We start from the raw sequence: 25,861 nt of genomic DNA on the forward strand, positions 1-25,861 counted from the left end.
AGCAGCTCCCTAGAGCGAGGTTTATCGCGCGGCGCGACCGGCGCTGGGACCCTGCACCTTCGCACCGCGGCGGGGTTTCACCGGGTTGTTGGCCATCTTTTCGCGCAGCTCGACCGCATAGGTGGCGAGCGCCGCGACCAGCTCCGACACGTTCGCGAGCTCCGGCTGCACATCCACCCGCAGCCCGAGTTCGGCAGCGGTCTCGGCGGTTTTCGGGCCAATGCATGACACAACCGTACGCGCGTGCGGCTTGCCGGCTATACCGACCAGGTTCCGAACGGTCGAGGACGAGGTGAAAAGCACCGCGTCGAAACCGCCGGACTTGATCGCGTCGCGGATGTCGGCTGGCGGCGGCGCGGCCCGTACGGTCCGGTAGGCCGTCACGTCGTCGACCTCCCAGCCGCGCTCGATGAGCCCGGCGGCAAGCGTCTCGGTGGCGATGTCGGCCCGCGGCAGCAGGATCCGGTCGATCGGGTCGAGCACCGAGTCGTAGGGCGGGAAGTCGGCCAGCAGGCCCTCCGACGACTGCTCGCCGGTTGGCAGCATTTCCGGCTCGATGCCGAAGTCGCGTACGGCGTCAGCGGTCGCGTTGCCGACGCAGGCGATCTTCACACCGGCGAAAGCCCGCGCGTCCAGACCGAACTCGATGAACTTCTCGCGGATCGCCTTGACCGCGTTGGTGGACGTGAAGACGACCCACTCGTAGCGGCCGGTGACCAGGCCCTTGATGGCCCGCTCCATCTGCGCCGGCGTGCGGGGCGGCTCGACCGCGATGGTCGGCACCTCGGTGGTGATCGCGCCGTACGCGTGCAGCCGCGCGCTCATCGCGCCGGCCTGCTCCTTCGTACGCGGAACGAGCACCTTCCAGCCGTAGAGCGGCCGCGACTCCCACCACGACAACTTCTCGCGCAGCGGCACGTTGGCGCCGATGGTGACCACCACGGTGTCGTACAGGCCGACCGCCGCGTCCACCAGCCCGTCCAGCGTGGACATCGAGGAGGACTGGGTGTCGCCGGTGCCGTCGCCGGTCACGCACAGCGGCGAGTCGGCGGCCACCCCGCCAGCCAGCAGGCCGTCCCGCAACGCCGGCAGGTCGGCCGCGTTGACCGTGATGACGATCGTCCCGGGCAGCCCGGCCACCTGGCTGAAGTCGACGCTGAGGATGTCCCGCGCGTCCACCTCGCAGTGCAGGCCGCCGACCGGGGTGCCGGCGTAGGTGGACACCCCGCCCGCGTGGCTGATGCCCGGCACGACCTCGAAAGGCACGTTCGTACGAGCGACCGCCTGGGCTTCCTTGACGACCGAGTCCGAGGAGAACGGGTCGCCGGCGACCAGCCGGACCACCGAGCGGCCGGACCGGGCGCCAGACAACAGGACCTTGGCCACGTCACCGGAAGCGCCCTCGGCGACGCTGACCTCCAGGCCCTCCGCGGCCCGCGCGGTCAGGACGTCCACGATCACCTGGGGTATTCCGTTGTCGTGCACGAGGTGCTCGGCTTTTTCCAGCGTCGCGAAGGCGCGTTGGGTGAGCAGGCCTGGGTCGCCAGGGCCAGCCCCGACGAAGGTGATCTGGCCGGTGGATTTCCGGGACATCTTTAGGGACTCTCCATCAGTTTGGCAGCACCGGCGGTCAGCAGCGCGGCGGCGAGGCGCCGGCCGAGGCCGTCAGCGTCATGGGCGAAACCGGAAGCGGACATCCTGACGGCGTCGCTTCCATCAAAGGCGGTCACGCTGGCCTGCAAGGTCAGCGTCACGGCACCGTCATCGGCGACCGTGGGAACCGCGTGCGCGGCCACGGTCGAATTGCACCAGACCGAGGTGGCGATATCCACTTCGGCCAGCACCGCGCGTTCGGCGACCACCGCCGCGCGGGAAATCGGGTCATCCAAAACCAGGAGCATTTCGGCGAGCGGGCCATCGGCTCGGCATTCCACCGCGAGCGCGCCCTGGGCGGGCGCCGGCAGCATGACGTCGTCGGTGAGCACGTCGGTGGCGTCGTCGAGCCGACCCAACCGGGCCAACCCCGCGTACGCGAGCACCACCGCATCCAGCTCTCCACCCGTGACCTTGCTCATCCGGGTGTCAATATTTCCGCGAATCGGCACGATTTCCAAATCCGGTCGGAAGGCGCGCAGTTGGGCGACCCGCCGAGGCGCTCCCGTACCCACCCGGGCACCGGTCGGCAAATCCACCAGCTTCAGCCCGTCGCGGGCCACCAGCACGTCCGACGGGTTCTCGCGTTTTGGTACGGCGGCAAGGGAAATCCCGTCCGCCGGGGCGGTCGGCAGGTCTTTGTACGAGTGCACCGCGATGTCGATCTCACCGGCCAGCAGCGCTTCGCGCAGAGCGGAAGTCCACACTCCGGTGGTGCCCAATTCGGCAACTGGCGCGTGCGACCGGTCGCCGTGCGTGCTCACTCTTTTAAGCTCGACCGCGCACCCAGGGCAACGGTTGATCGCCTCGGCGACCAAGCCGGACTGGGCCATCGCCAGCTTGCTGCCGCGAGTGCCGAGGATGATCGTGCCGATGTCCTGCAAGGGATTGACCGCTGAGGTCATGCCTCACCATCCGTTGTCGCTTTGGGTCGCTGGGTGAAAACCGGCGCGACCGCTTCGTTCGCCGAGAAGACCGCCGGAGCGCTCGCAGCCGCGGTGTCCAGGCCGAAAAGCTCACGAAGAGCGTTCGCATACGCCTGCCCGTTGGGCGAACTAGCGAGTTCCTTCACTCGTACGGTCGGGACGTGCAGCAGCGTCGCGACGACCCGGCGTACCGACCGCTCCACCTCGGACCGGGTGCGCTCGTCGAGGTCCGGCATCCGCGAGGCGAGCCGGGCCAGCTCCGAGACGACGACCTCATCGGCGCGGGCTCGCAGAGCGGCCACCGTCGGCGTCACGTCGACCGTGCGCTGCCATGCGAGGAAGGCGGCGACCTCCTCGACCACGATCGCGCGAGCGGCTGTCACCTCGTCCTGGACGGCGACGGCGTCGCTGTGCGCCTGGCTGCCGAGCGAGGCGATGTCGATCAGGTGAACGCCGTCCAGCTCGCCGACCCGCGGGTCCACGTCACGCGGTACGGCGAGGTCGATGATCAACTGCGGACGTGCATCGCCAAGCGTCTCGACGGTCAGTACGGTCGCGGTCGACGCGGTCGCGGACACCACGATGTCGGCCTGCTTCAGGGCCGTCCCCAGCTCGTCGAACCGGACGACCTGGATCGGGACGGCGTCCTCGTCCTGCGAGCGGGCCAGCCGGGCGGCCCGAATGCCGGAGCGGTTGGCCACGGTCAGCGACTGAACGCCCGAGCGGGACAGCGTGGCGGCGACCAGCGCGCCCATTGAGCCGGCCCCGATGACCAGCGCGGACGCGCCTTCCAGCGGCCGGGTGGCGGCCGCGCCGACCTTCAGCGCGAGGCTCACCACGGACTGGCCAGCCCGGTCGATGCCGGTCTCGGTGTGTACGCGCTTGCCGACCCGCAGCGCCTGCTGCATCAGCTCGTGCAGCAACCGACCGGGAGCACCCAGCTCGGCGGCCGCGTTGTACGCCGTCCGGATCTGGCCAAGGATCTGACTTTCACCGACCACCATCGAGTCGAGGCCACCGACCGCCTCGAAGAGGTGCTGCACGGCGTCATCGGCGTAGTGCACGTACAAGGACTCGGCCAGGTCGGCCACGTCCACGCCGAGCCGGCCGGCGAGCACCGAACCCACGTCATGTAGACCGCCGTGGAACGACGACACCGCCGCGTAAAGCTCGACCCGGTTGCAGGTGCTGAGCACCACGACCTCGCCGACGTTCGCGCCGGCCAGCAGGTCCTGGATCAGCGCCGGACGGTCCGCGGTACCCACGACGGCCCGTTCCAGCAGGTCGACGCTCGCGGTGTGGTGGGACAGCCCCACCACCAGGATGCTCATCCGCCGATCACCTCTTCGTTGATGTCCGCGTCGGCGCGGCTGGCGGGAAACCGTCGCAACGCACGGCGTTTGAGATTGCTTGGTTTAAGACTGCTCGGCAGGACACCGTTCTTCTTGGCGTCCCCGTTCTCATTTTCCGTCGGAGCCTTCGCCGCTTCTAGCCGGCGATGCTCGTGGAAGGACAGGATCTGCAGCTCAATAGCCAGATCGACCTTACGCACCTCGACCCCTTCGGGCACCTGAAGAACGCAGGGCGCGAAGTTGAGGATGCTGCGTACGCCAGCGTCGACCAGCCGGTCCGCGACCTGTTGCGCGGCGGCCGGCGGAACGGTGATCACGCCGATCGAGATGTTGTGCTCGGCGACCACCTCCGGCAGCTCGTCGACGTGTCGTACGGCCAAGCCCTCGACCACCTCGCCGACGGTCGCCGGATCGGCGTCCAGCAGCGCCGCGATCCGGAAGCCGCGGGACGCGAATCCGGCATATCCGGCAAGCGCATGGCCGAGGTTACCGACCCCAACTAGGGCTACTGGCCAGGAGCGATTGAGGCCGAGCGTGGTGGAGATGAGCTCGACCAGCATGCGTACGTCATAGCCGACGCCACGAGTGCCAAAAGAGCCGAGATGGGAGAGGTCCTTACGCAGCTTCGCGGACCCGACTCCGGTCACCGCGGCGAGCTCCTCCGACGACACCGTTTCCGCGCCGTTCTCGGCGAGGGTGTGCAGGGCGCGCAGGTAAACCGGCAGGCGGGCGACCGTGGCGTCGGGAAGCCGACCATCAGGTCGCACCGTCGGCTGCAGGTCGGACAAGGTCAGCTCCACCGGGCTATCTCAAGCTGGCGGGCGGCTCGCGCTCACGCGCCAGGGCCCCGGTTCGTACGCCGGGGAAGGTGTGTTATCCGCCGGTGGACACTGCCACGGTAACCGCTTGTGAACGTAGGTACAAAGTCGCCGGTCAAACACCCGACTCGCAGTGGCTAGAGTCACTGCTATGGTAGTTACCAAACCGTACGTACGTCTTGGTAATCGGAGGCCGTTATGAAGTGGGACCCGAGCACGTATCTGAAGTTCTCCGACGAGCGGTCGCGCCCATTCCACGACCTGGTGGCACGGGTTGGCGCGGCCTCTCCCCGTACGGTCGTCGACCTGGGCTGCGGCCCCGGCGACCAGACCGTCACGCTCGCCGAGCGCTGGCCGTCCGCCCGAATCGTCGGCATCGACTCGTCAGCGGACATGATCGCGCGCGCTCAACAGGAGCCGGGCTCGGTCGACTTCTCGGTCGGCGATGTGGCCGGCTGGAGTCCTTCTTCTGACGTGGACGTCGTCGTCTCCAACGCGACTCTTCAGTGGGTCCCTACGCACCGATCGCTGCTGACGTCCTGGGCGCCGGCGCTACCGTCCGGTGGCTGGCTGGCTTTCCAGGTGCCGGGCAACTTCGAGGCACCTTCACACGTACTGCTGCGTGACCTGGCCCAGTCAGCGGCCTGGCGGAACCGCGGTGACCTCTCCGGCCTGCGTGGCACCGGTGCCGTCGACACCGCCGTCGAGTACGCCGAGCGGCTGCTCGGTCTCGGCTGTGCCGTCGACGCGTGGGAGACGACTTATGTGCACGTACTCACCGCCGTCCCAGACGGACCGCACCCGGTGCTGCACTGGATGAGCGGAACGGCGCTCCGGCCGGTACGCGCCGCGCTCTCGGCCGCCGAGTACGAGGCCTTCGTCGCGGAGCTGGAGCCGCTGCTCGCGAGCGCCTACCCGGTCGTCGACGGCCGTACGCTGCTGCCTTTCCGGCGCATCTTCGTCGTCTCCCAGCGTCCTTAAGAAGCGCGCCGGATCGGCATGAAGGTCGGCGCCGGCGGTTTAGTGAGGAAGTCGAGCATCATCGCGTTGCAGAGCGCCGGCTTCTCCATCAGCAGCATGTGGGTCGCGCCCGGGATGACGGCCAGCTCGGCGTTGGGGATCGTGCGAGAGAGCGCGAGGCTGTGCTCGGCCGTCACGATGTCGTCGTCGCCGGCCATCACGAGCGTACGACTGGCGATCCCGGCCAGGTCCGCCATCGCGATCCCGGTCGGCTGGCCCATCAACGCGAGCGTTTTCGCCGCCACCACGTCGAAATGCTCCGGCCCGTCCGGTGACACCTCCGCGTACGCCTGCCGGATCACCGGCGGAAACTCCATGTTCGGGTCCGGCCGGGTCCCGGCGACCATGCCGTCGTGGTCGATGAACCCGCTGACCAGCACCAACTGCCTGACCAACGACGGCTCGCGGAGCGCCAGCAGGATCGCGACCAGCGCCCCCGCGCTGTAGCCAACGACGTGCGCCGGCCCGCCGATCACCTTGCGCAGGAAGTCGACGGTGTCCTCCACCATCGCCTCCGCGGTCAGCGGTCCTTCGACATCGGGCGTACGCCCATGACCTCGCCGATCGGGCGTATACGCGTGGAAATGCTCACCCATCGCGTCGAAATTCCCGGCGAAGCACCGCGAGTCGGTCATGCCGCCATGCAGCATCAGCAGCGGCTCGCCGTCCCCGCGGTCGTCATACCACGCTCGTACGCCCGGAAGCTCCACATAACCAGCCATGGTTGTCCTCTCTCAACTGAACGGTCAGGGCACAGACGAAACAGCCGCCCAAAACTCATCGCTGTCAGATTCTGGTCAGACGGGGTAGCTTCAATGATCGAATCGAGGGGTAGCTATGCCGATCCAGCGTCTCAACCACGCGGTCCTCTACGTACGGGACTGCGACCGCAGTTTGGCGTTCTACCGCGACAACCTGGGTTTTCGGGCCGTCGCCCACACTCCGGGGCGAACCGCGTTCCTGCAGGCAGAAGGCTCCACCAACGACCACGACCTGGGCCTGTTCACGGTCGGTGCGAACGCCGGTCCGACCACCGCTGGCCGTGGCGCGGTCGGGCTCTACCACCTCGCGTGGGAGGTCGACACGCTCGCCGAGCTGCAGCGGATCCATGACCAACTGGTCTCGGTCGGCTCACTGGTCGGCGCGTCCGATCACGGCACCACCAAGGCGCTTTACGCACACGACCCGGACGGTATCGAATTCGAGGTCTCCTGGCTCGTACCAGCCGCGCTGCTCACTCCCGAGGTCAAGGAATTCTCCGGCGCCGAACCGCTGGACCTGACTGCCGAAATTGCCCGCTATGGCGCCGAAACTCGCGGCGGTGTGGGCGTTTCGGTTTGATCGCCCGGCCTGAATTCGTAGCTATTGCTTAGGTCTGTTTGAACGATGGGGCGGCGCGGCCGGCAGTCCTTGATCCCAGCCGGACGGCTGCTCGTACGGCTCTGGGTTCGGCCGCGTCTTTATTGCATGAGTTCTGCTTTGCTTGGCCCGGTCCAGGGCTGTCTGCCCACGTTGCCCGTCTTCATGAGACAACAAGAGGTTCGGATCCGGCACGGCCGCGTGCCTCGGCTGAGGTTCCACGACCGGTGGCGCTACGGGTCTGCTCGCGAGTTCGTCGATCCGCTGATTTGCCGTGTCGATGCGCTCATTGGTCACCACATGTGACGCGTACGCACCCTGAAACGCCTGATCATGCCCAACCAAATGGTTCTCTACCCCAACCAACTGCTGATCAGTCGCAGCCAAATGCTGGTCAGTTCCCGCTAAACGAATGTGTACGCTTTGCAGATACCTGTCCACATTGGCTTGCAGCTCGCGCATCTCGGCGATCTGGCCTCTCAGGTCCTGGTTTTCGGCCTTGAGACTGTGAATCTGCTCGTACTGATTGGTATCGACATCAATGCCACGATCCCGCAGCTCTTGCGTCTTGTCGGCCGTTTTTTCGTTGGCGGTCTGCTGATCCAGCGCCTTGCGGCCGGCTTTGTAGCGATCGCCAACATAACCCGCGGCCACCGCTGCCACGGTCGCCTGCACGCCGGTCTTGAGATAATCCACCGCGGCCATGATTTCGGCGCCGCCAGCCATCCCCGGAATCCGAGCCACCAACGCGTCCGCGTACTGCGCCAAGGTATGTCCCCCGACCTCCAAAGCGCCGCCGTACTTGGTCAACGCCATCGCCGCCGCCATGGTCGCCAACCCAGCGGTAAGTCGGATGGGTACGTCCCAGAAAGCCTTCCCCCGATTGATCCGGTCCTCCGCCTGGAACGACGCCTTCGCCCCAGCCTCGGTCAACCGATTCCGCCGCAAAAACTGCCACCACCGCGGCTGTCTGGCGGCGATGTGCCGAGGTGCGTGCTTCCTCTTGAAGCTCTGCGGCTGGGTCATGACGGCTGCAAATATCCGAGCTGAAGGGCGACGAGAGTGGGCACGACCTGGGCAAACATGTGGGCGGTCTGCTCTGCGGTCAGCGGCGATGACTGCTGGGAGAACCATTCGATCATCGCCCAGATGCTCGGGCTGTCGAGGTTCAGGCTCCAGATCGAGTAGATGTCGGAGTAAACCTCCAGCAGCACCTCGCCATTACGACCAATGCGGAACATCTCAGGCCGCTCCCGAGTGCTGCCCATGCCTTCAGCGAAGGGGAACATTCGATGACCGCGCAGGAAGTCAATCGCTGACTGCGTCCCGGGTTCGTACTCAGCCAAGGCGTCGGACTGGATCAGGCTCTCGACGAGCGTCTCCGCCTGCTCGACCGTCTCCGGTCCGGCAGCGGCCAGCTTGACCAACCGCTCCCGAGTGAACACGAGATCCCGATGCGCCTGAAGATCGGCAAACGCGAGAGTCCAGACACGGTATGCGTCGGGAGGCAGCTCGGCGCTGTCTCCATGGGCAAGGACGATTTCGTAGTAGTCAGTCTCTGTGTTGTCGGCCGCATAGCGAGGACCGTTGTCGAAGCCAACAGGGACGATGACCTTAGCCATTGAGGACGCTCCACCCGTGTGTGTACGCAGCGCAGTGAGTCTATCAAGCACCTGATCAACTGCGGAGAGTTACCAAAAAAGCCTGCCAGCTGGCCGCCGGGAAGACCAAGACCGGAGAGGCGTCTCCAAGCTTGGTGTCCCGGACGACTGTCGAGCCCACCGAGTTGGCTACCTCAACACAGCTCTGCTCTTGCCCGCTGCAAGTGCTTTTGCGCCAGTTGAGATGCGCGACGAGGATCATGGATTCTCCATTTCTTCAATTGCTGCTGCGATACGGTCTCTGGTCGCGGCCTCGTCCAGGGCAGACTCGTGAAGATTCCGCCACACTTTTTGGTAGTAGCTAATTTCGCGTGGCTTTTCGAGGTACAGCGCGCCGCATCCGAGGCTTACGTAGGTGGTTGACGGCTCAGTCCTCTTACCATCGGGCGTAAGCGGAAACTCCAGCATCTCGAACGACCCGATCTCCAGCGCCTGATGCACGCCGACCGAATAGTCAACCAAGCGGATCTCGACACTTGGCACTTGCTCACTCACGATCAGCAGATGCCTTAGCTGCTCAGCCATAACCGTCGGACTCCCAACGGCTCTTCGCAGAACTGCTTCACCGAGGACAACGTCGAGCCGCAGCGGCGCCGGCTTCTTCCGCATCAAAAGCTTCTGCCGCTCCATACGAAGGGCGACACGACGATCGAGCTCCGCCGGCTCGAATTCCTTCGGCCCACCTTTATCGAGAATGGTCCGCGCATATGCCTCGGTCTGGAGCAAACCGGGAACCACATCCGGCTCGTACCAAGAAATTCCGGCCGCAGCCGCTTCCAGCCCCACGTACAGCTCGAAAGAAGTCGGAATGACGTCGCCGTAGCTTTGCCACCAGCCTTTGGCCTTGGTTTCGCGGGCGAGGGCCATCAGGGCTTGGGTGATTTCGGCGTCGGTGGCGTGGCCGTACAGGCGGCACATTTGTTCGACGTCGAGGGAGCGCATCGCGGTCGAGCCCTTCTCGATGCGCCACATCTTGACCCGCGACAGCTCCAGCTGCTCAGCGGCCTCCTCGACGGTCAGCCGCGCGGTTTCGCGCAGTTTGCGCAGTTCCCGGCCGAGCTGCCGGCGGGGAACTGTCGAGCCTACGTCCGTGGTGGGCATGTCTCCTCCTATCTTCGGTTACGGACCGAGGCGCGAACAGCGCTCGTTATGAAACAGCCGTCGCGCTCACCAGTCAACTACTGCCATTTCCGGCCAAATCAGCGTATCCGAGCTTGAGATGCGAGCGCTCGTACTGCTTGACTCGTGTCGCGGTACGAAGTCGCGTGACTCTGGAGGGTAGCCACGGGCTCGTACCCACCCCGACCGCGCCTCCGGCCCACCCACCCCGATCCCCATCGCGGGCCGGAGGCGCGCCACTCCCGAACACGAAGAAGGACCTCTTGCCCGCACCAGACAACCGGGAGCCGGCGCTGTCCCACCAGCCCGGCCAGCCGATGGTGGTCGTCGTCAGTCAAGCCGCCGACGCCAGCGCCGCAGCGATGTGCGACGCACTGGCCGAGCGCGCGATCAGCCACGCGCTGGTCGATCCGAGCCAGTTCGAGCCGGCGATGATTTTGGACGTCCGGCTGCGAAAGACCGGTCGTTGGGTCGGCGAGCTGCGTACCAGGGACAACACGATCGCGATCGAGGAAGTGTCGGCGATCTACTATCGGGCGCAGCAGCCGTGGGTACGCGAGCCGGGCAGCAATTCGAGCACCGGAGCCGTCCGTCAGGTCGTGCCCGGACCACGCGCCCATTCCCGCGCGGTGCACGCCCGGGTCGCACTTTTCGGAATGCTCATGTCATTGCCGTGCCGATGGGTCAATTTTCCCTGTCTTTCCACCGACGAGCACCGACTCTCCTCTCTAACCGCCGCCATCACCAGCGGATTCACGTTGCCGCCGAGCCTGCTGGCCACTCGACGGCAAGCGGTCAACGATTTCATGACCGAAGCCGGCGAGAATGTGCTGGCTACTCCGCTGGTTGATCCCGAGACTGGTCACCCGTACAGCCGGCCGGTGTTGCGGACCGAATACCGTCATCACCCGCTGGATGGATTTCTTTTCCAGGCATATGTCGAACATGACCGTGCCGTACGGGTGATTGTCGCCGGTCACCGGCATTTCGGCTTCGAAGGCCAGCACGACCTCTACTCGCTGACTGACATCCCGCCAGACATCACGGCCGCCACCGACCAGCTCATGGAAGCGACCGGACTGCGCTACGCCACCCTGGATTTCGTTGTCCCGCCGGAAGGTCCGTGGGTGCTGACCCGCGTCGACCCGAATGCTGACTGGAGTTGGTACGCGACTCACTTCGACTTGCCGATCGCCAGCGCGCTCGTCGACGCCTTGGTCCAAGACTGATGGCACGGAGAAAGAATCGCCGACAAACCGCGATCGACCTGTGGCACTCCGCGGTGGAAATCCAGGAAATTTACCGTCTCCTGGACCGAATCGACAACGCGACGGCCGACTCACGCCGTTACACCGAACCGGCCCGCGCGCTGGTGACGGACGCCGACGACCGTCTCACCGACCGCGCCTGCGCGGAGGACAGCGACTGGAACCGCATCGGCTGGCGATGTTTACGGCTGGTCGCACTAAGCGCGGTCATGACCCCGCTTTTCACCTCGACGTTCAAGCCGTACCAGTTCGTCGGCTTGGCGTGCGAGGTTCTTGCGCTCATCATCGCCGATCTCGCCTGGAACCGGGCCAGGCTGTGGTGGCAACTCCGCCGGTTTCGGCGGCCCGCAACCCCGACGCCGTACGACTCCGACCTGTCGCACGCCTGGTTCCGCGCTCGCTCCCTCGGCGCGGATTCTGCTGCCTCACAAAGACAATGTGCGCTGCTGGCAGCCGAGCGCGCAGCCCTGCTCGCGCAAGCCACTCCGCTGCTCGCCGAGCCGCACCGACTAGCGGCCGCGCGAGCCCCCACCGGCCTCGCCGACGACGTACTGCACGCTTCCCGCAACCTGCAAGGCGCCGCCGAACTCCTCAACGCGATGGTCGCGACCGTCCCCCAGCCGCAACAGCCCACCCGCCACCCCACCTGGCCAGAATGGCCTTAGAAGGGTTGTGGGCCGCCGGGCGTGGTGCTACCCGGCGGCCGGGTGGGTTTTCTATGCGGCGAGCTGATTAATCCCGCGGATGGGTCTTCGTTCGCAGTCAACGTACGCGGGTGGCAGGAATTCAACGATTCCGTCAACAATGCGTACATCCCAACCACCATGGTGCACCAAACGATGGCACCGGTCGCAGAGAAGCACGCAATTTTCAAGGCAAGTATGCCCACCATCAGCCCAGTGCTGCACGTGGTGCCCCGTGTCCAGCGGGGTGGTCGGCCGCATCGGGCGCAGCCTTTGTCTCGCGCTATGAGTGCTTTGCGTAGAGCCACAGTGGCACCACGTGGGCTCCGATCGGCCAGACCCCAGTGTTGTCCAAGACTGGCAACCGCAAGTCGATCGGCATGATCTCCGCGATCACCGCTGGCGGGTCGTTGAAGTTCAGCACTTTCACCGGCAGCCTCAACCCCGAGGTGTCCATCGAGTTTCTGACCAACCTCGTCCGTGGGTCCCGCCGGCTGGTGTTCCTTATCCTCGATCAACACAGTGCCCACATCTCGAAGATGACGATTGAGTACGTGAACTCGACCAACGGGAAGCTTCGCCTATTCTTCCTCCCGTCCTACTCACCAGAACTCAACCCTTCCCCGCATCGTCAAGGCATTCTTCCGCGACCCGTGTCTGCGATACATCTCAGATGTCTCTTAGCTCATTGCCGGCTCGGGTAGAAGGGTTGTGGGCCGCCGGGCGTGGTGGTGCCCGGCGGCCGGGTGGGTTTTCTATGCGGCGAGTTGGTTGATGCCGCGGATGGGTCTTCGTTCGCGGTCAACGTACGCGGGCGGTAGGAATTCAACGATTCCGTTGACGATGCGTACGTCCCAGCCGCCGTGGTGCACCAAACGATGGCACCGGTCGCACAGGAGCACGCAATTGTCAAGGCAGGTATGCCCACCATCGGCCCAGTGCTGCACGTGGTGGCCCCTGGTCCAGCGGGGTGGTCGGCCGCATCTGGCGCAGCCTTTGTCTCGCGCTATCAGGGCTTTGCGTAGGGCTGGTGTGATGAGTCGTTCGTTGCGTCCGACATCAAGGGGCACGCTGTCGCTGCCCAGCACGATCGGGATGATGTCCGCGTCGCACGCGAGCCGGCGGACGCCTTTGGGGGAGATGGGTGCGCCGCTGTGCGGGTAGGCGACACCGAGCCGCTCCCGCAGCATTTCCCAGCTAATGGTGACGGTGAGATGCGGCCGCTCGGCTCCCTGTGTCGGGAGTTTCCCGGAGTCCGCGATCAGATTCAACGCTTCCGCGAGCGCGTCCCCGTTGCGCTCGGACACTGACCGCTGATCAGGGGTGCCGTTCTCAGCGGGGCGGGGTTTGGCCAGTGGGCTGAGGATCTCGCTGAAGAGGGTGCCGGTTTCACTGTCGAAGGAGCCGGTGAAGTTCAGGCGTCCGTCTGTTCCGGTGTGGAGGGATAGTTCGCGGCGTGGTGTCTCGTTTTCGTGTTCGGAGGGCGCTGGTCCGTCGGGGTCCAGGTGGTCGTGGATGCGTCGCCCTACTTTGGCTAGGCCTGGTGCGGTGTACCGTTTCGCGTGCTCCACCAGGGACGCTTCGGCTTCTTCGCGGTCTTTGATGGTCACCCTGGCCGGGAGCCTGTTAACGACCCCAACGATTGTGTCGATTTGGGAGTCGGCGAGTTCCCCGCGGCGCATGGCTTGGCTGGTGATGCTGAGTGTGGGTGCGAGTGTTTCCCCGGTGAGGGCTTGGCTGGGGCACAGGTTCAGGGCTCGTTTGTAGCGTCGGGATGCCTCTGTGGGGGACAGTCGAAGGAGGTCTTGCAGCATGCCCAGGGTGTTGCGGTGCCCGAGCGTCTTGCCGACGTTTCGCCGGTGGATCGCCGCGACAATGTCCAACACCTCGACCTGCAGCAGCCGGACCGCTTTTTCTTTCTCCTGCAGCAATTCACCCAGCTCGTCCGGGTCACACCTCCAGAGCTCTGGAGAGGTGGTGTCGTCGCCGGCGGCCATGACATTAATTCTACCGCCGGCACCGACAGTTTGGTCGCGTACGGGTGATCAGGAATTGGATACTTTCACAATAATCCCAACGAAACATAGAGCGCGCGCGTTCAACTCTCTGGATCACCCCGGGTTCGTTGGAGGCCGTCGGTTCTGGGAAGGATGGTTGGCATGGCGGCGGCGATGAGGTATCCGGCAGAGTTGAAGGTCCGCGCGGTGGGCATGGTGCGTGAGCTGGAGCTTGAGCTTGGTGAGGGGCGCGGTGCGATCGCGCGGGTGGCGGAGCAGCTCGGTGTGAACGCTGAGACGTTGCGGTACTGGGTGCGCTTGGACGATAAGGGGACGCGGCTCTCGGGTGAGCGGGTGGCCGGCTCGGAGGCGGACAAGGACGCGCGGATCGCGGTGTTGGAGCGGGAGATGCGTGAGCTTAGGCGGGCGAACGAGATTTTGCGGTTGGCGGCGGCTTTTTTCGCGAAGGACGTGGACCTTCGGCCGCCGCGTTGACGGCGTTCGTCGATGAGTATCGCGGCCAGTTCGGTGTGGAGCCGATCTGTGCGGTGATCGGGTTCGCGGTGTCGACGTACTACGCGACCAAGAAGCGGTTGGCCGAGCCCTCGGATCGTGATGTTCGCGATGGGGAGCTCGTGCCGCTGATCCGGGAGGTATGGGCGAGCAAGAAGAAGGGGAATCAGGTATATGGCGCGGAAAAGGTGTGGAAGCAGCTGGGTCGCGACGGGGTGAGGGTGGCGCGGTGCACGGTGGAACGCCTGATGGCCGCCGAGGGTCTGAAAGGCGCTGTGTCGAGGCGTCGGCGACCGCGCACGACGGTCCCGGGAGATGAGTCACGTCGACCTCGTGATCTGGTGGAACGTGATTTTCGGGCGCCCGCGCCGAATCAACTGTGGGTTACCGATATTACTTATGTCGAGCTGACCAGTGGCTTGTTCTGCTACACGGCGTTCGTGACCGATGTGTTCTCGCGTTGGCGAAGTCCGTCAACGCGCTTTACAAGAAAGAGGTGATTATTCGTGAAGATTCTTGGAATGATGTTTCGGAGGTCAGACTAGCGACAGCGCAGTGGATTTACTGGTATAGTAATGAACGGTTGCATTCCTGGTGCGGCGACGTTCCGCCCATGGAGTTCGAGGAAGCCTTCTGGCAAGGTAACCTCGAGCAACACCCGGCAGCATGAGACAGATGATCAGGTCTCCACAAAACCCAGGGCGGTCCACTCGCGAGCGAGGATGCTAGTAGTACTTTGTTAAGTCGAGTCGGCACGTCGTGACGGTGTTTCGATTCTTTCCGGGATAATTTGCGCATGATTCTGGAGCACGGTGTTCGCGAGGATCTTGAACGGTATGTGTTGGACGTTTTTGGGCGCGTTGCCGCGCGCTGACCAGCGAGTGAAGGCGCAGGTGTATCGGCGCGGCGCATTGACTGATGGCCAGCGCAAGTCGATGTGGCCGACGGCGGACCGGATCAGTGCGGGTTTTCAGCAGTTCGTGTCGTCCTCGACCCGGCCGGCGGAGCCAGTGCGGGCACGACTCGCGCAGCTTGCTGATGAGGTGATCAGCCAGGTCGGTTGGCTGCTGGACGACACGGGCTTTCCCAAGGATGGCAAGCATTCTCCTGGAGTAGCGTGACAGTACAGCGGCACGCTACGCACCTGGCCACCGATGAGGCATCCACGCAGGTGCTGGCTACAGTAGTACGCTGCGAAGAGCGTCCAGGTCCGCTTGCGGCAGGCCGTGATCGAGCAGCCATCCGGCCGTGCCACCCTGATGTCCCTCAAGAATGTCCAGCGTGGCGATGATCGCGTCCGGCTGGACCAGATGCGATGGGCGGACCGTCTCCACCTCGGTCTCTTCTGGAACCGCACCAAGGAAAAGTGCGATGCGAGCCGTGATCATATCGATATTGTCGTTGCTGAGCATGAAATCCTTGATGATCTCGTCGCGCGGAACACCCACCGCCGACAAGATCAACGCGATCGAGACACCGGTGCGGTCCTTCCCGGCGGAGCAGTGCACCAGCACCGGTTTTGGCTCCTGCGCGACGATCTGGACGATCCGTACGAGCTGCTCAGGCCGCTTGCTCAGCATCCGCCGATAAAGATCGATGACGGTGTGGACACCATCCTCGATCGCGTGCTGAGCGACAATCAGCGGATTGGCCGCGGCGATCAGCGGGATGTGATGAGCTGTCACCTTTTCCAGCGGATACTGCGCCTGCCGCTCATCCACCGAGCGCAGGTCGATGGCGGTGGCCGGCGGCCACGGCTTCAGCGCCGGCGCCGGATCGCCCGGTTGCGGCGCGTCGCCGCGATAGAGCACGCCGGAGCGGATGCTCCCGCCAGCCGCGGTCGGCAGGCCGCCGACATCACGCAGGTTGCACAGTCCACCAGCCCGGGCCGCAGCCAAATCCACAGTCGTCACGTCCCGATGCTAACCGCCGACCGGAAAACTCGACGTGACCTTCGTCTCAGCGGGTGGCGCCCGCCAGCGGTTGTTCATCCCGCGTTTCGAGCGCCGCCAACGTGGTTTCGGTCGGCCGGATCGCTCGTACGGCCACCAGGCTGATCACTGCGGTGAGCGCCAGATATCCGGCCGCCAACCATGGCGTTCCGCCGCCGACCGCGAGCAACGCGGTCAGGATGACCGGGGTCAGACCGGACGCGTAAATGCCGGAACCCTGGAAAACCAATGACATTCCGGTGTAACGGACCTTGGTGTCGAAAAGCTCCGCGAAAAGGGTGGATTCCGCCCCGGTCATCAGGCCGTACCAGATGCCCAGCTGCACCCCTACCACCGCGAAGAGCACCCAGCTCTGGCCGGTTTGCAGCACCGCGAAGGACGGCACCACGGTGAGGCCGAAACTGGCCACCCCCACCCCGAAAACCAGCCGCCGGGAGAACCGGTCCGCGAGCTGTCCGGCCACCGGAGCCATCGCGGCCATCACCAACGCCGAAACGGTGACGGCGACGAGCACGTCCGTGCGTGGCAGGTGCACGCTGGCGGTGGCGTACGTGATGACGAAAACGCCCCAGGTGTTGAAAGAAGCACCTTCGCCCCAACGCGTGAGCAGTCCGAGCAGGACGTTGCGGCGGTGCCGCGGCAGCTGGAAGAGCTCCCGGATCGGTACGGCCGAGGTGTCGCCACGCTCGGCGAGGTCCCGAAAAGCTGGAGTTTCGAGCACCCGCAGGCGAACCACCAGTCCGACCACCACGAGCAGCAGGCTCAGCACGAAAGCGGCCCGCCAGCCGACCGACCGGAAGGCGTCGCTGCCCAGTGTTTGGCCCAGTAGGGTGAAGACTCCAGTGCCCAGCGCGAGCCCGAGGCCCAGCCCGATCTGCGGGACGCTGCCGTACCGACCGTGCCGGCCGGGCGGCGCGTTCTCCACCGCCAGCAGGACCGCGCCGCCCCACTCGCCACCGACCGCGAGACCCTGCAGAATCCGCAGCACCAGCAGCAATGCGGGCGCCGCAAGACCTATCTGCTGGTACGACGGCAACAGTCCGATCAAGGCAGTGGACACGCCCATCGCGACCATCGTGATGACCAGGGTGCGTTTGCGGCCCAACCGGTCGCCGATGTGTCCAAAGAGGACACCGCCGACCGGCCGGGCGACGAAACCCACCGTGAAAGTGCCGAAAGACAACAACGTGGAGACCAGCGGATTCTGACTGGGAAAGAAAAGCCCGGGAAAGACCAGCGCGGCCGCAGTGCTGTAGAGAAAAAAGTCGTACCACTCGACAGTCGTGCCCACCAGACTCGCGGTCAGGATTGTCCGAATCCCCGCCGGCCTGCTCATCGAGCCGGCGCGAACGGGATGGCCGCCGGTTCGGCTGCCTCGTCCTGGGTCGGTGGCGACCACAGATTTCGTTGGCGCAGCAGCGGAAGCACTCCCTCGCCGAACCACCAGACTTCTTCCAGGTGCGGATGACCGGACATGATGAACTCGTCGATGCCCAGCGCGTGATATTCGGCGATCCGGTCCGCCACCTCGGCATGACTGCCCACCAGCGCGGTGCCCGCGCCGCCACGGACCAGTCCCACCCCGGCCCACAGGTTCGGCGAGACCTCCAGGTTTTCCACCGACCCGGAGTGCAGGTCACGCATTCGCTTCTGTCCTTCGGATTCGCTCCTGGACAGTCCCTTCTGGACACCAGCGATCACGTCTGGATCCAGCGCCGCCAACAAGTTTCCGGCATGCGCCCAAGCCTCCTCGGCGGTGTCCCGGGTGATGACGTGCAACCTGATACCGAAGCGGATTTCACGGCCCTGCGCCTGGGCAAGACCGCGGATCCAGGCGATTTTCTCCGCGACCTTCGCCGGCGGTTCGCCCCAGGTCAGGTAAACGTCCGCACTCTCGGCCGCCACCGGGCCGGCCGCGGCCGAAGACCCGCCGAAGTAGATCGGCGGCACCGGCTGAGGCACCCGATCCAGCCGGGCGCCGCTCACCTTCACGTGGTCACCGTCCAAATCGACCGTCTCACCCCGCCACAATGCCCGTACGACCTGCAAAAACTCGCCCGTACGAGCGTATCGCTGGTCGTGGTCCAGAAAATCGCCGTAAGCGCGCTGTTCGGCTGGCTCGCCGCCAGTCACCACATTCAGCAGCAGTCGTCCGCCGGAATGCCGCTGGTAGGTCGCGGCCATTTGCGCGGCCAGCGTCGGAGACACCAGACCAGGCCGGAAAGCGACCAGAAACTTCAGCCTTTCGGTGTGAGCCACCAGCATCGCGGTGGTCAGCCACGCATCCTCGCACCACGCGCCGGCCGGTGTCAGGGCACCGACGAACCCCAACTCCTCGGCAGCCCTCGCGATCTGCGTCAGATAACCCACTGTCGCCGGCCGGGCACCGCCGGCCGTACCGATCGGCACCCCGTGCCCGCCGCCCACCAACTGTCGACTGTCCCCGTAAGTGGGCAGGAACCAGTGCATCGCTATCGAGCCGGCCATGGTCGTCCTTTCGATGGTGACCAACGAATCCCGAGAGGGAAAGGGGATCGCACAGTCACCGAGGAAACGCGGAGGGTACGAGAAAGGAGAATTCAGCGCAGGGAAAGGGGCGAAATGGGCGCTAAAGCCGACACGCCTGGCCGGTGACACGGGCATAATCCACGTGCCGCCGCCGAGTGAGCGCCGGAGACCGATCCATTAGCCCAGTCCAGCAGAGCATTCCTGGAGTGTCAACTGTGACCGGCTGCACTTACCGGCAGCCCCAGAAGTGCGCCACCGACCGCGTGCAGTGCGGCATCGACATTCTTGGCGCGCCGGAGCTGAGTCGTACGAGCGATGTCGTTGATGACCGTAAGCGTTGCCTGCACCCGTATCCGCGCCGGCACCTCGGCGAGATCGGAATGCACAGACCGCAGCAAGTGCACCCATTCAGCAACGTAGTCCCGCTGGATCTGCCGCGTCCGGTGCCGGTCCGGCCCCGGCAACTGCGCGACCTCGGTGATGAGAATGTCGACAAGTTCCCGGTGCGCCAGCGCGAAGCCGGCGTAGGACCGGAGCAGCCGACTCAAGGCGTCAGCGGGATCGCTGGCAGCGGCAAGCTCGCTGGACATGTCCCGTCGCAACCATTCAGCGCCACGGTTCATCAACGCCACCAACAGATCCAGCTTGCTGTCGAAATGGTGGTAGATGCTTGGGCCCGCGATCTCCACCCCCGCGCCAATTTCCTGCAGGCTGGCTGTCCCGTACCCGTTCTCCGCGAACATCACCGCCGCCGTCCGCAGCAGCGCCTCCCGCCGGGACCGCGGCTCCACCCGCTGCTCGTTGACGCTTTCCTGGCCGTACTCGATTTCCGGAAGCTCCACAGTGGACACTTCACGGCTCATGTCAGCCAACAGCTCCTGGTAGTCCGCCGACGGCAACTCCAGGCGATGATAGGAAGGGCTGGTCAGCACGGAAAAGTCGCACCAGGCGAGGAACTCCGCCTGCGTCTGGGTGCGACTTTCTTCCAGGAGGCGGGCAAACGCCAACACACCCGCTCGTACGCTCTCGCGCAGCACCGCCCGGTCAGCCGCTGGCAGATGTCTGGACTCGCGCTGCCACAGCACGCCCGCTCGACGTTCTTCCACCGCCGCGGCGGCAAGCCTTTCGATAGTGGTGTCCAGATCAGCGGTGACAATCTCCGCGTACGGCCGCAAAGCCTGCGAGACAGCAGCCACCAGCAACTCCTGTTTGCCCGCGAAATGCCGGTAAAGCGCCGACGGCCCGACACCGACCGCAGCAGCCACATCGGCCATCGTCACCTGCGGATAGCCAACTCGGTAAAACAGGTCGGCGGCCGCTCGTACGATCAGTTCCCGGCGGTTCCGCGGCCGTTTGCCCCGCAGTGGCAAGGAAGTCTCCAGGCTGGTCACTGGACTTGCCGGCCATCCTCCGCCCAGTGCACCTTGCGCAGCTCGCGCTTGAGGATCTTGCCAGCGCCGGACATCGGCAGCGCCTCGACAAAGGCAACCGATCGAGGGAGCTTGTAGTTCGCAATGTAGTCCCGACAGAAATCGGTCAACTCAGCTGGGGTGGCCACGCTTTCGGGCTGCAGAACGACAACCGCATGCACGCGCTCGCCCCACTGCTCATCCGGCACGCCGATCACCGCGCAGCTGGCCACCGCCGGATGCCGTGCAAGCGCGTTCTCCACCTCGGCCGAATAGACATTCTCACCGCCCGTGACGATCATGTCCTTGATCCGGTCAACGACAAAGACATAGCCATTTTCGTCCATATATCCACCATCGCCGGTATGCATCCACCCGCCGCGCAGCGCGTCCGCGGTCTCCTCCGGCCGATTCCAATAACCCAACATCACGTGGTCGCCGCGGGCCACAATCTGCCCGACCTTCCCGCGCGGCACCTCCTGGTCATCCGGGTCGACAATCCTCACCTCCGCGTGCGGCACCGCCCGGCCGGCACACCTGCGCAACACCGGATCGTCGTGCTCGTCCGGAAGAAGCAGCGTGGTCACCGGCGACAGCTCGGTCATCCCGTACGCCTGGGTAAAACTCGCCGATGAGAAGACCTTCCGCGCTCTTTCCAACACCGCATCGGAAATCGGCGAGGCACCGTACAGAACGTTTTGCATGCTGGAAAGATCGTGACTGGTCGCCTCGGGATGATCCACCATCAGCTGGATCATGGTGGGCACCAGCAAGGTGGCCGTGATCCGATGCTCGGAAATCGCCGCCAGCACGCCCAGCGGGGTAAAACTCGGGACCATGACGTGTGTGCAACCAAGCTGCATTCCGGCCGTCCAAGACGCCACATCGGCCATGTGGAACATCGGGGCAGCATGCAGCAAACGCCCTCGAGGGCTCATAAATTGGCCGGTAGACAGCGACCCGAGCGCCGACACGACCATGTTGTCATGGCTGAGCATCACGCCCTTGGGCAACCCGGTTGTGCCGCCGGTGTAGAAAAGCCCAGCCATCTGCTGGCCACCTCGGCAGGCGTCTTCCACCGGCGTCGCCTCAGCCACCAACGTCTCGTAGTCGAGCATCCCCTCCGGACAGTCCCCCTCACCGGAGTAAATAACCGTTTCCAGCCCCGGAAACTGCTCCTTCAGCGCCGGCACCATCGGCACGAAGGCCTGGTCGACGAACAGCACGCGAGTGTCCGACTCCCGCAACGAAAACCCGATCTCGGCCGGCGTCCACCGCACGTTCACCGGCGTGAAAACCCCGTCCGCCCACGGCACCGCCAGCAGATATTCGTGGTAGCGATCCGAATTCAGGCTGAGAATTCCCACCCGGTCATCGGCTCGTACGCCCAACTGCCGTAACGCACCGGCGAGCCGCGCCACCCTGTCGATGACCTCCGCCATCGTCCGGGTCCGATCCAGGTAGATCGTCGCCACTTGATCCGCGTCCTGCTGACACGCCCGGTGCAACGCCTGAGTGATCTGCATGCGAGCCTCCGCCGCCGGTGATGCGCCAGACTATCGCATATTCACTTAGCGCCGACAAGACCTGATGTCATGCTCAACTGACTGTCCGACTGTCTGTTCGTATGTTCACTTAGGCGGGCTCAATGGGCAATAGCCACTGGAGACACAGGAGTAACGGTCGCGTCAGCGTTGGCCGGGGGTGAGCAGGCCTCGGTCGAAGGCGGTGGCGACGGCGGCGGCTCGGTCGCTGACGCCAAGTTTGGCGTAGAGGTGGATCAGGTGCGTTTTGACCGTCGCCTCACTGATAAAGAGTTGTCTCGCGACCTCGCGGTTGGTGCCACCACGGGCGATCAGCGTCAGGACCTCGATTTCGCGCTGGCTGAGGGACTCCGGCGCGGGCGTACGCATCTGGCCCATCAGTTTGGTGGCCACCGCGGGGGCGAGCACCGCCTCACCGCGAGCAGCCGCCCGGACGGCCCGGAAAAGGTCCTCGCGGGCGGCGTCTTTAAGCAAATAGCCGGTGGCGCCGGCCTCGATGGCCGGCAACACATCACTGTCCGTGTCATACGTGGTCAGGACTAGCACGCGAGTGCGCGATTTCCGTTCAGCCAACTGCCGAATCGCGGAAACACCGTCCATTGTGGGCATTCGCAGATCCATCAGGACAACATCCGGGTCGAGTGCCTCCACCAGGGTGACCGCCTCGGCACCATTGGCCGCCTCACCCAGCACCACAAAACCCGGATCCGCGGTGAAAATCCCGCGCAGGCCATCCCGTACGACCGGATGGTCGTCCGCGATCAACAGCGTGATCTGCTGGTCAGGCACCAAAATCCTCTCGGTCGGCGGGGCACACCGGAACAGTGGCGGAAAGCGCGGTGCCAGCGCCAGGTTCGGTTTCGACCACGAGACTACCGCCGACGCTCTCCAATCGCTGCCGCATCCCGGTCAGCCCGTAGCCGCCTTTGCCTGGATCCGGCGCGGCCGAAGCGTCCGGATCGAATCCGACGCCGTCGTCGCGTACGTCCAAAGTCACCACGTCCGGCATATACGACAGTGTCAGGCCCACTCGGGCCGCGCCCGCATGCTTCGCGACATTCACCAACCCCTCCTGGGCCGCCCGCAGCAGCGCCACCTCCACGTCAGCCGGAAGTTTTGCGGCGGTGCCAGTGACATGGACCTCAGCGGCCATTTCGTTGACCTCGGACCATTGGCGAGCGGTGTTCCGCAATGCCTCCGGCAGTCGCGCGGCTTCCAATGCCTCTGGACGTACGGCATGCACCGATCGGCGCGCCTCGGTGAGGCTCTGCCGAGCCAACCAGGTCGCGGTCGCCACGTGCCGGCTCCAGTCCGCCTGCTCCGCTGCCTCCAACTGGGTAATAATTCCGGTCAAACCCTGCGCCAGCGTGTCGTGAATTTCCCTGGCCATCCGCTGGCGTTCCGCGATGACCGCGGCTTCCTCGGCCTGGTGAACCAGCTCTGCGTGCAACCTCGCATTTTCGCTCATCGACGCGGCGAGTTTGCGATTGGCCTCAAGCAACTCGGCGATGACCACTTTTCGCCCTCGGGCCAGTCGAGCACTTGCCGCTCCCAGCAGGGTGAAGGCCGATGCGAGGCTGCCGATCACGGCCACCAGCAACACAAACTCCCCGAGGGCACCAAAGGTGGTAGGCCACCGGTCGACAAATGCCCGGGCATGCACGACCGCCGCACACCAGCTGGCAAAAATCGCCCACGGCACTGGGAAAGACTCGAACGCATAGCCGTAGACAACGAGGATGAAAAGTGTGAACCACTGCGACCGCAACACCAGCAATGCGGACAGGACAAGCAGGCCGACGAAGACGACCACCTTGCCCACCGGTGAACGGCTCCACCGGATCAGCAGCCGGTCCACATAGATCCAGACCGCGGTGACCGCAGCGGTGACGAGCATGAAAGCCGTGTCACGGCTGGAAAGCGGCTTCAGCACCATCGTCAGCGCCGAGGAGACCACCAGAAGCACGAAGGGGCTGACGAGCGTCATCAGCTCCATCCAGCGCTCCCAGCCGTCCTGCGTCCCGGCCTCCGTGCTCACCATCGCCCGCCCTCTCCCTCCATCGCTTGCACAAACCATATCCATTGGTCCACCGCGTCGCACCGGGCCAACCGGCAGGGGATCAGTTGGTGCCGGTGACAAGGTGCGCCTCGACCGCGTCAGCCGCCGCGGCGCGACCGCCCGCGGCCCGAATCTGCCGCTGCATTTTCACTGTGTTCGCACGGATCCCCGGATCGGTGGAAACCTGGCGAACCGCGGCACGGATCTGCTCGGCGTCCACCGTCGTACGGTCCAGCCGTACACCCACGCCCAGCTCCGCGATCCGGCCGGCATTCACCTCCTGCTCGACCATCTGCGGCACGGCCACCAACGGCACGCCGAAAAACAACGATTCCATCGTGCTGCCCATGCCAGCGTGCGAGACGAACGCGGTCGCGTGCGCCAGCATGTCCAGCTGCGGCACTCGGTGGTGCGCCTCGACATTGCTTGGCAATTCGCCCAGGTCCGCGGAATCAACGCGATCGCCGGTCGCGATGACGAGATGCCAGTCAGGCAGAGCGGCCGCGGCCCGTACACACTCTCGGAAGAAATCCGGCTGGAAGTTGTAGCCGGTTCCCAACGACACCAGCAAAATCTTCTTCTCGCCGGCTGGCGGCGTCCAACTGCCCTGGTACGACCGCTCAGTCAGGCACGGGCCGGCAAAGGTGTGATCGGCACCGAAAGTGTCGCCGCACGGCTGAAACTCCCGCGCCACGAAGACCAGTGTGTGCTCCGGGACCGTCTTCTCCACCTCCTGCATGGTGGCCCCGGGCATGCCATAGGCGGCAGTGAAGTCAGCGAAAGCCTGGCCATATTCGGCCAGCGCTGGATGCGTTGGGTCCAACACGTGGTCGCCCATCAGCGCCTTGTCAAAGCGGAAATGCTCATTTCCGGTGAGGGTGGGGAAAGTGACGACTCCCGGACGTTTCCACTGCTGCGCGAGCAACCGTGGTCCGGTGCCGATGCTGACGTCGTACATCAACAGATCCGGTCGATCGCCAGCGAAATGGGCTTCCAGCGCCGCTGTTGACGCTTTGCTTTCGTTCAGAAAAGCCAACGGCACTTGCGCGATCACGTCAGCGGTGATGTCCGTCGGCGGATGCATGCCTTCCATCGGACTCTTGTACGGCACGTGCTCCGCGCCTGCGGCTCGTACAGCCTCCGCATATCGTTCGATGGCCACATAACTCACCCGGTGGCCGCGCTCGACAAGTTCGGCCACCACACCCAGGGTGGGCAGCACATGGCCGGCGGCGGGCAGGTTCGTCACCGCGATATGCGCGCTCATGCCGAAACCTCCTGATCCATCCGGACCACCTTCGGGCCGACCATCTTGAAGCGGTGCGCGCGTGCATAGATTTTCCCGTACGCACGGACGCAAACCTGCATTGCCGCGATCAACACGATCCAAGTGACGACGTTCAGTACCGGCACCTGGTCCACCGGGAGCGTGTAAGCCATCACGACCCGGACGGCGGTGTCCGCGAACAGAAGCACCACCCAAATCACTGTGCCAACCCGCATGACATGCCGGAATTCGGGATGAGTCCACGACTCTTCCCAGTCGTCACGGGCCTGCTGGCTCGGCATCATCAGTTTGGCGCCGGTGAAGATGACGGGCTGCCGGGCGAAAAGTGACGAGAGCATCCACAACCCGACGACCATCGTCATCCAAGCTTCCTTTGCGAGCAAAAGTCGCGGATCACCGGTGAGCAACGAGATGGCGTTGCCCACCACCATCATGCTGATCGTGAACAGCGCGATGCCGTTGAGCTTGCGGTTCCGTACGATCCCCCAGACGATCCGTACGACGCCTGGTAGACCTCCGAGAACCAGCGCCCACCACAAGCCGACGCCGGCCGAGCGCAGGCCGTAGAAAACCAGGGTTGGCACCGCGAGGTCGAACAACGCGGGCAGCAAAGCCGCGATCCGTGGATCGAGCCGGCTGGCTCGAGGCTCCGCGACGGTGGTGCGTTTACTGGTCATCGTACTGGCTCCTTGGTCGGCGGGCTTGATACATCGAGCATCGCCGGTGGAACGG

30 protein-coding genes are annotated in these 25,861 nt (G+C 64.9%); 9 read left to right on the forward strand and 21 right to left on the reverse strand.

Translation table 11 applies throughout. The features are described 5' to 3' along the window. Window positions 1–21: 21 nt before the first annotated feature. The 4 genes from ABD301_RS00810 to ABD301_RS00825 are packed head-to-tail and all read right to left on the reverse strand — an operon-like array spanning window position 22 to window position 4,731. The gene (locus ABD301_RS00810; protein WP_344306180.1) at window positions 22–1,593 is read right to left on the reverse strand and encodes a bifunctional uroporphyrinogen-III C-methyltransferase/uroporphyrinogen-III synthase; all 1,572 of its coding nucleotides are present in this window, start codon (window positions 1,591–1,593) and stop codon (window positions 22–24) included. A 2-nt stretch (window positions 1,594–1,595) separates the two neighbouring features. Continuing rightward, entirely contained in the window at window positions 1,596–2,558 is a 963-nt protein-coding gene (gene hemC, locus ABD301_RS00815) for a hydroxymethylbilane synthase (RefSeq protein ID WP_163573447.1), read from the reverse strand. Further along, entirely contained in the window at window positions 2,555–3,910 is a 1,356-nt protein-coding gene (locus tag ABD301_RS00820) for a glutamyl-tRNA reductase (protein WP_163573446.1), read from the reverse strand. The genes hemC and ABD301_RS00820 overlap by 4 nt, the downstream gene beginning before the upstream one ends. Next, window positions 3,907–4,731: a redox-sensing transcriptional repressor Rex gene (locus ABD301_RS00825; RefSeq protein ID WP_344306181.1), complete on the reverse strand. Its 825-nt coding sequence runs from the start codon at window positions 4,729–4,731 to the stop codon at window positions 3,907–3,909. The genes ABD301_RS00820 and ABD301_RS00825 overlap by 4 nt, the downstream gene beginning before the upstream one ends. 216 nt (window positions 4,732–4,947) lie before the next feature. On the opposite strand from ABD301_RS00825, the gene ABD301_RS00830 reads away from it, so the two are divergent. Continuing rightward, window positions 4,948–5,730 carry a trans-aconitate 2-methyltransferase gene (locus ABD301_RS00830; RefSeq protein WP_344306183.1) on the forward strand — a complete coding sequence of 261 codons (783 nt, stop codon included), beginning with the start codon at window positions 4,948–4,950 and terminating at the stop codon, window positions 5,728–5,730. On the opposite strand, the gene ABD301_RS00835 is transcribed toward ABD301_RS00830, so the two are convergent. Beyond that, complete coding sequence (locus ABD301_RS00835) at window positions 5,727–6,491, reverse strand: alpha/beta fold hydrolase (RefSeq protein ID WP_344306184.1); 765 nt, start codon at window positions 6,489–6,491, stop codon at window positions 5,727–5,729. The two genes, ABD301_RS00830 and ABD301_RS00835, sit on opposite strands and share 4 nt — an antisense overlap. Window positions 6,492–6,606: 115 nt before the next feature. Between ABD301_RS00835 and ABD301_RS00840 the strand changes: the two genes are divergently transcribed. Then, on the forward strand, window positions 6,607–7,110 hold the full coding sequence (locus ABD301_RS00840; protein ID WP_163573445.1) for a VOC family protein: 504 nt from the start codon (window positions 6,607–6,609) through the stop codon (window positions 7,108–7,110). A gap of 21 nt (window positions 7,111–7,131) precedes the next feature. Here ABD301_RS00840 and ABD301_RS00845 read toward each other — a convergent pair whose 3' ends face one another. Genes ABD301_RS00845 through ABD301_RS00860 form a run of 4 tightly spaced genes read right to left on the reverse strand, consistent with a single transcriptional unit; the run spans window position 7,132 to window position 9,890 of the window. Continuing rightward, complete coding sequence (locus ABD301_RS00845) at window positions 7,132–8,154, reverse strand: hypothetical protein (RefSeq protein WP_344306185.1); 1,023 nt, start codon at window positions 8,152–8,154, stop codon at window positions 7,132–7,134. Beyond that, window positions 8,151–8,750 carry a hypothetical protein gene (locus ABD301_RS00850; protein ID WP_344306187.1) on the reverse strand — a complete coding sequence of 200 codons (600 nt, stop codon included), beginning with the start codon at window positions 8,748–8,750 and terminating at the stop codon, window positions 8,151–8,153. Before ABD301_RS00850 ends, ABD301_RS00845 begins: the two co-directional genes overlap by 4 nt. 55 nt (window positions 8,751–8,805) lie before the next feature. Beyond that, window positions 8,806–8,991, reverse strand: a complete 186-nt coding sequence (locus ABD301_RS00855; protein WP_163573441.1) for a DUF397 domain-containing protein — start codon at window positions 8,989–8,991, stop codon at window positions 8,806–8,808. After that, entirely contained in the window at window positions 8,988–9,890 is a 903-nt protein-coding gene (locus tag ABD301_RS00860) for a helix-turn-helix domain-containing protein (RefSeq protein ID WP_344306189.1), read from the reverse strand. The genes ABD301_RS00855 and ABD301_RS00860 overlap by 4 nt, the downstream gene beginning before the upstream one ends. Window positions 9,891–10,171: 281 nt before the next feature. Here ABD301_RS00860 and ABD301_RS00865 point away from each other — a divergent pair, with 281 nt between their 5' ends. Together ABD301_RS00865 and ABD301_RS00870 are read left to right on the forward strand one after the other, a co-directional pair. Continuing rightward, window positions 10,172–11,137: an ATP-grasp domain-containing protein gene (locus ABD301_RS00865; protein ID WP_344306190.1), complete on the forward strand. Its 966-nt coding sequence runs from the start codon at window positions 10,172–10,174 to the stop codon at window positions 11,135–11,137. Continuing rightward, on the forward strand, window positions 11,137–11,841 hold the full coding sequence (locus ABD301_RS00870) for a hypothetical protein (RefSeq protein WP_344306192.1): 705 nt from the start codon (window positions 11,137–11,139) through the stop codon (window positions 11,839–11,841). The genes ABD301_RS00865 and ABD301_RS00870 overlap by 1 nt, the downstream gene beginning before the upstream one ends. Window positions 11,842–11,892: 51 nt before the next feature. Here ABD301_RS00870 and ABD301_RS42240 read toward each other — a convergent pair whose 3' ends face one another. Then, the gene (locus ABD301_RS42240) at window positions 11,893–12,120 is read right to left on the reverse strand and encodes an HNH endonuclease signature motif containing protein (protein WP_390624318.1); all 228 of its coding nucleotides are present in this window, start codon (window positions 12,118–12,120) and stop codon (window positions 11,893–11,895) included. 22 nt (window positions 12,121–12,142) lie between these two features. Continuing rightward, complete coding sequence (locus ABD301_RS00875) at window positions 12,143–12,316, reverse strand: hypothetical protein (RefSeq protein ID WP_344306194.1); 174 nt, start codon at window positions 12,314–12,316, stop codon at window positions 12,143–12,145. Here ABD301_RS00875 and ABD301_RS42245 point away from each other — a divergent pair. Then, complete coding sequence (locus ABD301_RS42245; protein ID WP_425551873.1) at window positions 12,234–12,563, forward strand: transposase; 330 nt, start codon at window positions 12,234–12,236, stop codon at window positions 12,561–12,563. The two genes, ABD301_RS00875 and ABD301_RS42245, sit on opposite strands and share 83 nt — an antisense overlap. Window positions 12,564–12,614: 51 nt before the next feature. On the opposite strand, the gene ABD301_RS00880 is transcribed toward ABD301_RS42245, so the two are convergent. Continuing rightward, window positions 12,615–13,856: an HNH endonuclease gene (locus tag ABD301_RS00880; RefSeq protein ID WP_344306196.1), complete on the reverse strand. Its 1,242-nt coding sequence runs from the start codon at window positions 13,854–13,856 to the stop codon at window positions 12,615–12,617. A 162-nt stretch (window positions 13,857–14,018) separates the two neighbouring features. Here ABD301_RS00880 and ABD301_RS00885 point away from each other — a divergent pair, with 162 nt between their 5' ends. From ABD301_RS00885 to ABD301_RS00895, 4 genes are all read left to right on the forward strand, one after another. Further along, the gene (locus ABD301_RS00885; protein WP_344306198.1) at window positions 14,019–14,351 is read left to right on the forward strand and encodes a transposase; all 333 of its coding nucleotides are present in this window, start codon (window positions 14,019–14,021) and stop codon (window positions 14,349–14,351) included. Then, a complete protein-coding gene (locus ABD301_RS00890; protein ID WP_344306200.1) occupies window positions 14,348–14,869 on the forward strand; it encodes an IS3 family transposase in 522 nt (173 codons plus the stop codon). Before ABD301_RS00885 ends, ABD301_RS00890 begins: the two co-directional genes overlap by 4 nt. Next, window positions 14,866–15,039: an integrase core domain-containing protein gene (locus ABD301_RS42250; protein ID WP_425551864.1), complete on the forward strand. Its 174-nt coding sequence runs from the start codon at window positions 14,866–14,868 to the stop codon at window positions 15,037–15,039. The genes ABD301_RS00890 and ABD301_RS42250 overlap by 4 nt, the downstream gene beginning before the upstream one ends. A 142-nt stretch (window positions 15,040–15,181) precedes the next feature. Beyond that, window positions 15,182–15,490, forward strand: a complete 309-nt coding sequence (locus tag ABD301_RS00895; protein ID WP_344306202.1) for a transposase — start codon at window positions 15,182–15,184, stop codon at window positions 15,488–15,490. Between the two features lie 57 nt (window positions 15,491–15,547). On the opposite strand, the gene ABD301_RS00900 is transcribed toward ABD301_RS00895, so the two are convergent. The 9 genes from ABD301_RS00900 to ABD301_RS00940 all read right to left on the reverse strand — a co-directional run bounded on the left by ABD301_RS00900 (window position 15,548) and on the right by ABD301_RS00940 (window position 25,806). After that, on the reverse strand, window positions 15,548–16,282 hold the full coding sequence (locus ABD301_RS00900; RefSeq protein WP_344306204.1) for a tyrosine-protein phosphatase: 735 nt from the start codon (window positions 16,280–16,282) through the stop codon (window positions 15,548–15,550). A 46-nt stretch (window positions 16,283–16,328) separates the two neighbouring features. After that, window positions 16,329–17,720: an MFS transporter gene (locus ABD301_RS00905; RefSeq protein WP_425551865.1), complete on the reverse strand. Its 1,392-nt coding sequence runs from the start codon at window positions 17,718–17,720 to the stop codon at window positions 16,329–16,331. Next, complete coding sequence (locus tag ABD301_RS00910) at window positions 17,654–18,808, reverse strand: LLM class flavin-dependent oxidoreductase (protein WP_344306208.1); 1,155 nt, start codon at window positions 18,806–18,808, stop codon at window positions 17,654–17,656. Before ABD301_RS00910 ends, ABD301_RS00905 begins: the two co-directional genes overlap by 67 nt. A 230-nt stretch (window positions 18,809–19,038) precedes the next feature. Beyond that, window positions 19,039–20,220 (reverse strand): TetR/AcrR family transcriptional regulator, encoded by a 1,182-nt coding sequence (locus tag ABD301_RS00915; protein WP_344306210.1) that lies wholly within the window; start codon window positions 20,218–20,220, stop codon window positions 19,039–19,041. Beyond that, window positions 20,217–21,764 carry a long-chain-fatty-acid--CoA ligase gene (locus ABD301_RS00920; RefSeq protein ID WP_344306212.1) on the reverse strand — a complete coding sequence of 516 codons (1,548 nt, stop codon included), beginning with the start codon at window positions 21,762–21,764 and terminating at the stop codon, window positions 20,217–20,219. Before ABD301_RS00920 ends, ABD301_RS00915 begins: the two co-directional genes overlap by 4 nt. A 162-nt stretch (window positions 21,765–21,926) precedes the next feature. After that, entirely contained in the window at window positions 21,927–22,571 is a 645-nt protein-coding gene (locus ABD301_RS00925) for a response regulator (RefSeq protein WP_344306214.1), read from the reverse strand. Continuing rightward, window positions 22,564–23,823: a sensor histidine kinase gene (locus ABD301_RS00930; RefSeq protein ID WP_344306216.1), complete on the reverse strand. Its 1,260-nt coding sequence runs from the start codon at window positions 23,821–23,823 to the stop codon at window positions 22,564–22,566. The genes ABD301_RS00925 and ABD301_RS00930 overlap by 8 nt, the downstream gene beginning before the upstream one ends. A gap of 79 nt (window positions 23,824–23,902) precedes the next feature. Beyond that, complete coding sequence (locus tag ABD301_RS00935) at window positions 23,903–25,108, reverse strand: macrolide family glycosyltransferase (RefSeq protein WP_344306218.1); 1,206 nt, start codon at window positions 25,106–25,108, stop codon at window positions 23,903–23,905. Next, window positions 25,105–25,806: a VC0807 family protein gene (locus ABD301_RS00940; RefSeq protein WP_344306220.1), complete on the reverse strand. Its 702-nt coding sequence runs from the start codon at window positions 25,804–25,806 to the stop codon at window positions 25,105–25,107. Before ABD301_RS00940 ends, ABD301_RS00935 begins: the two co-directional genes overlap by 4 nt. Between the last annotated feature and the right edge of the window lie 55 nt (window positions 25,807–25,861).

This window comes from Fodinicola feengrottensis, assembly GCF_039530045.1.
In the GTDB taxonomy this organism is placed as follows: Bacteria; Actinomycetota; Actinomycetes; order Mycobacteriales; family HKI-0501; genus Fodinicola; species Fodinicola feengrottensis.

Coding starts and splice junctions, on each gene's coding strand:
- ABD301_RS00935 (WP_344306218.1), bottom strand. CDS start 25,108: ATGAGCGCGCATATCGCGGTGACGAACCTGCCCGCCGCCGGCCATGTG.
- ABD301_RS00910 (WP_344306208.1), bottom strand. CDS start 18,808: ATGGCCGGCTCGATAGCGATGCACTGGTTCCTGCCCACTTACGGGGAC.
- ABD301_RS00840 (WP_163573445.1), top strand. CDS start 6,607: ATGCCGATCCAGCGTCTCAACCACGCGGTCCTCTACGTACGGGACTGC.
- ABD301_RS00835 (WP_344306184.1), bottom strand. CDS start 6,491: ATGGCTGGTTATGTGGAGCTTCCGGGCGTACGAGCGTGGTATGACGAC.
- ABD301_RS00920 (WP_344306212.1), bottom strand. CDS start 21,764: ATGCAGATCACTCAGGCGTTGCACCGGGCGTGTCAGCAGGACGCGGAT.
- ABD301_RS00860 (WP_344306189.1), bottom strand. CDS start 9,890: ATGCCCACCACGGACGTAGGCTCGACAGTTCCCCGCCGGCAGCTCGGC.
- hemC (WP_163573447.1), bottom strand. CDS start 2,558: ATGACCTCAGCGGTCAATCCCTTGCAGGACATCGGCACGATCATCCTC.
- ABD301_RS00830 (WP_344306183.1), top strand. CDS start 4,948: ATGAAGTGGGACCCGAGCACGTATCTGAAGTTCTCCGACGAGCGGTCG.
- ABD301_RS42240 (WP_390624318.1), bottom strand. CDS start 12,120: ATGCGGCCGACCACCCCGCTGGACACGGGGCACCACGTGCAGCACTGG.
- ABD301_RS00940 (WP_344306220.1), bottom strand. CDS start 25,806: ATGACCAGTAAACGCACCACCGTCGCGGAGCCTCGAGCCAGCCGGCTC.
- ABD301_RS00870 (WP_344306192.1), top strand. CDS start 11,137: ATGGCACGGAGAAAGAATCGCCGACAAACCGCGATCGACCTGTGGCAC.
- ABD301_RS00845 (WP_344306185.1), bottom strand. CDS start 8,154: ATGACCCAGCCGCAGAGCTTCAAGAGGAAGCACGCACCTCGGCACATC.
- ABD301_RS00855 (WP_163573441.1), bottom strand. CDS start 8,991: ATGATCCTCGTCGCGCATCTCAACTGGCGCAAAAGCACTTGCAGCGGG.
- ABD301_RS00885 (WP_344306198.1), top strand. CDS start 14,019: ATGGCGGCGGCGATGAGGTATCCGGCAGAGTTGAAGGTCCGCGCGGTG.
- ABD301_RS00820 (WP_163573446.1), bottom strand. CDS start 3,910: ATGAGCATCCTGGTGGTGGGGCTGTCCCACCACACCGCGAGCGTCGAC.
- ABD301_RS00930 (WP_344306216.1), bottom strand. CDS start 23,823: ATGGTGAGCACGGAGGCCGGGACGCAGGACGGCTGGGAGCGCTGGATG.
- ABD301_RS00880 (WP_344306196.1), bottom strand. CDS start 13,856: ATGGCCGCCGGCGACGACACCACCTCTCCAGAGCTCTGGAGGTGTGAC.
- ABD301_RS00875 (WP_344306194.1), bottom strand. CDS start 12,316: ATGGACACCTCGGGGTTGAGGCTGCCGGTGAAAGTGCTGAACTTCAAC.
- ABD301_RS00810 (WP_344306180.1), bottom strand. CDS start 1,593: ATGTCCCGGAAATCCACCGGCCAGATCACCTTCGTCGGGGCTGGCCCT.
- ABD301_RS00850 (WP_344306187.1), bottom strand. CDS start 8,750: ATGGCTAAGGTCATCGTCCCTGTTGGCTTCGACAACGGTCCTCGCTAT.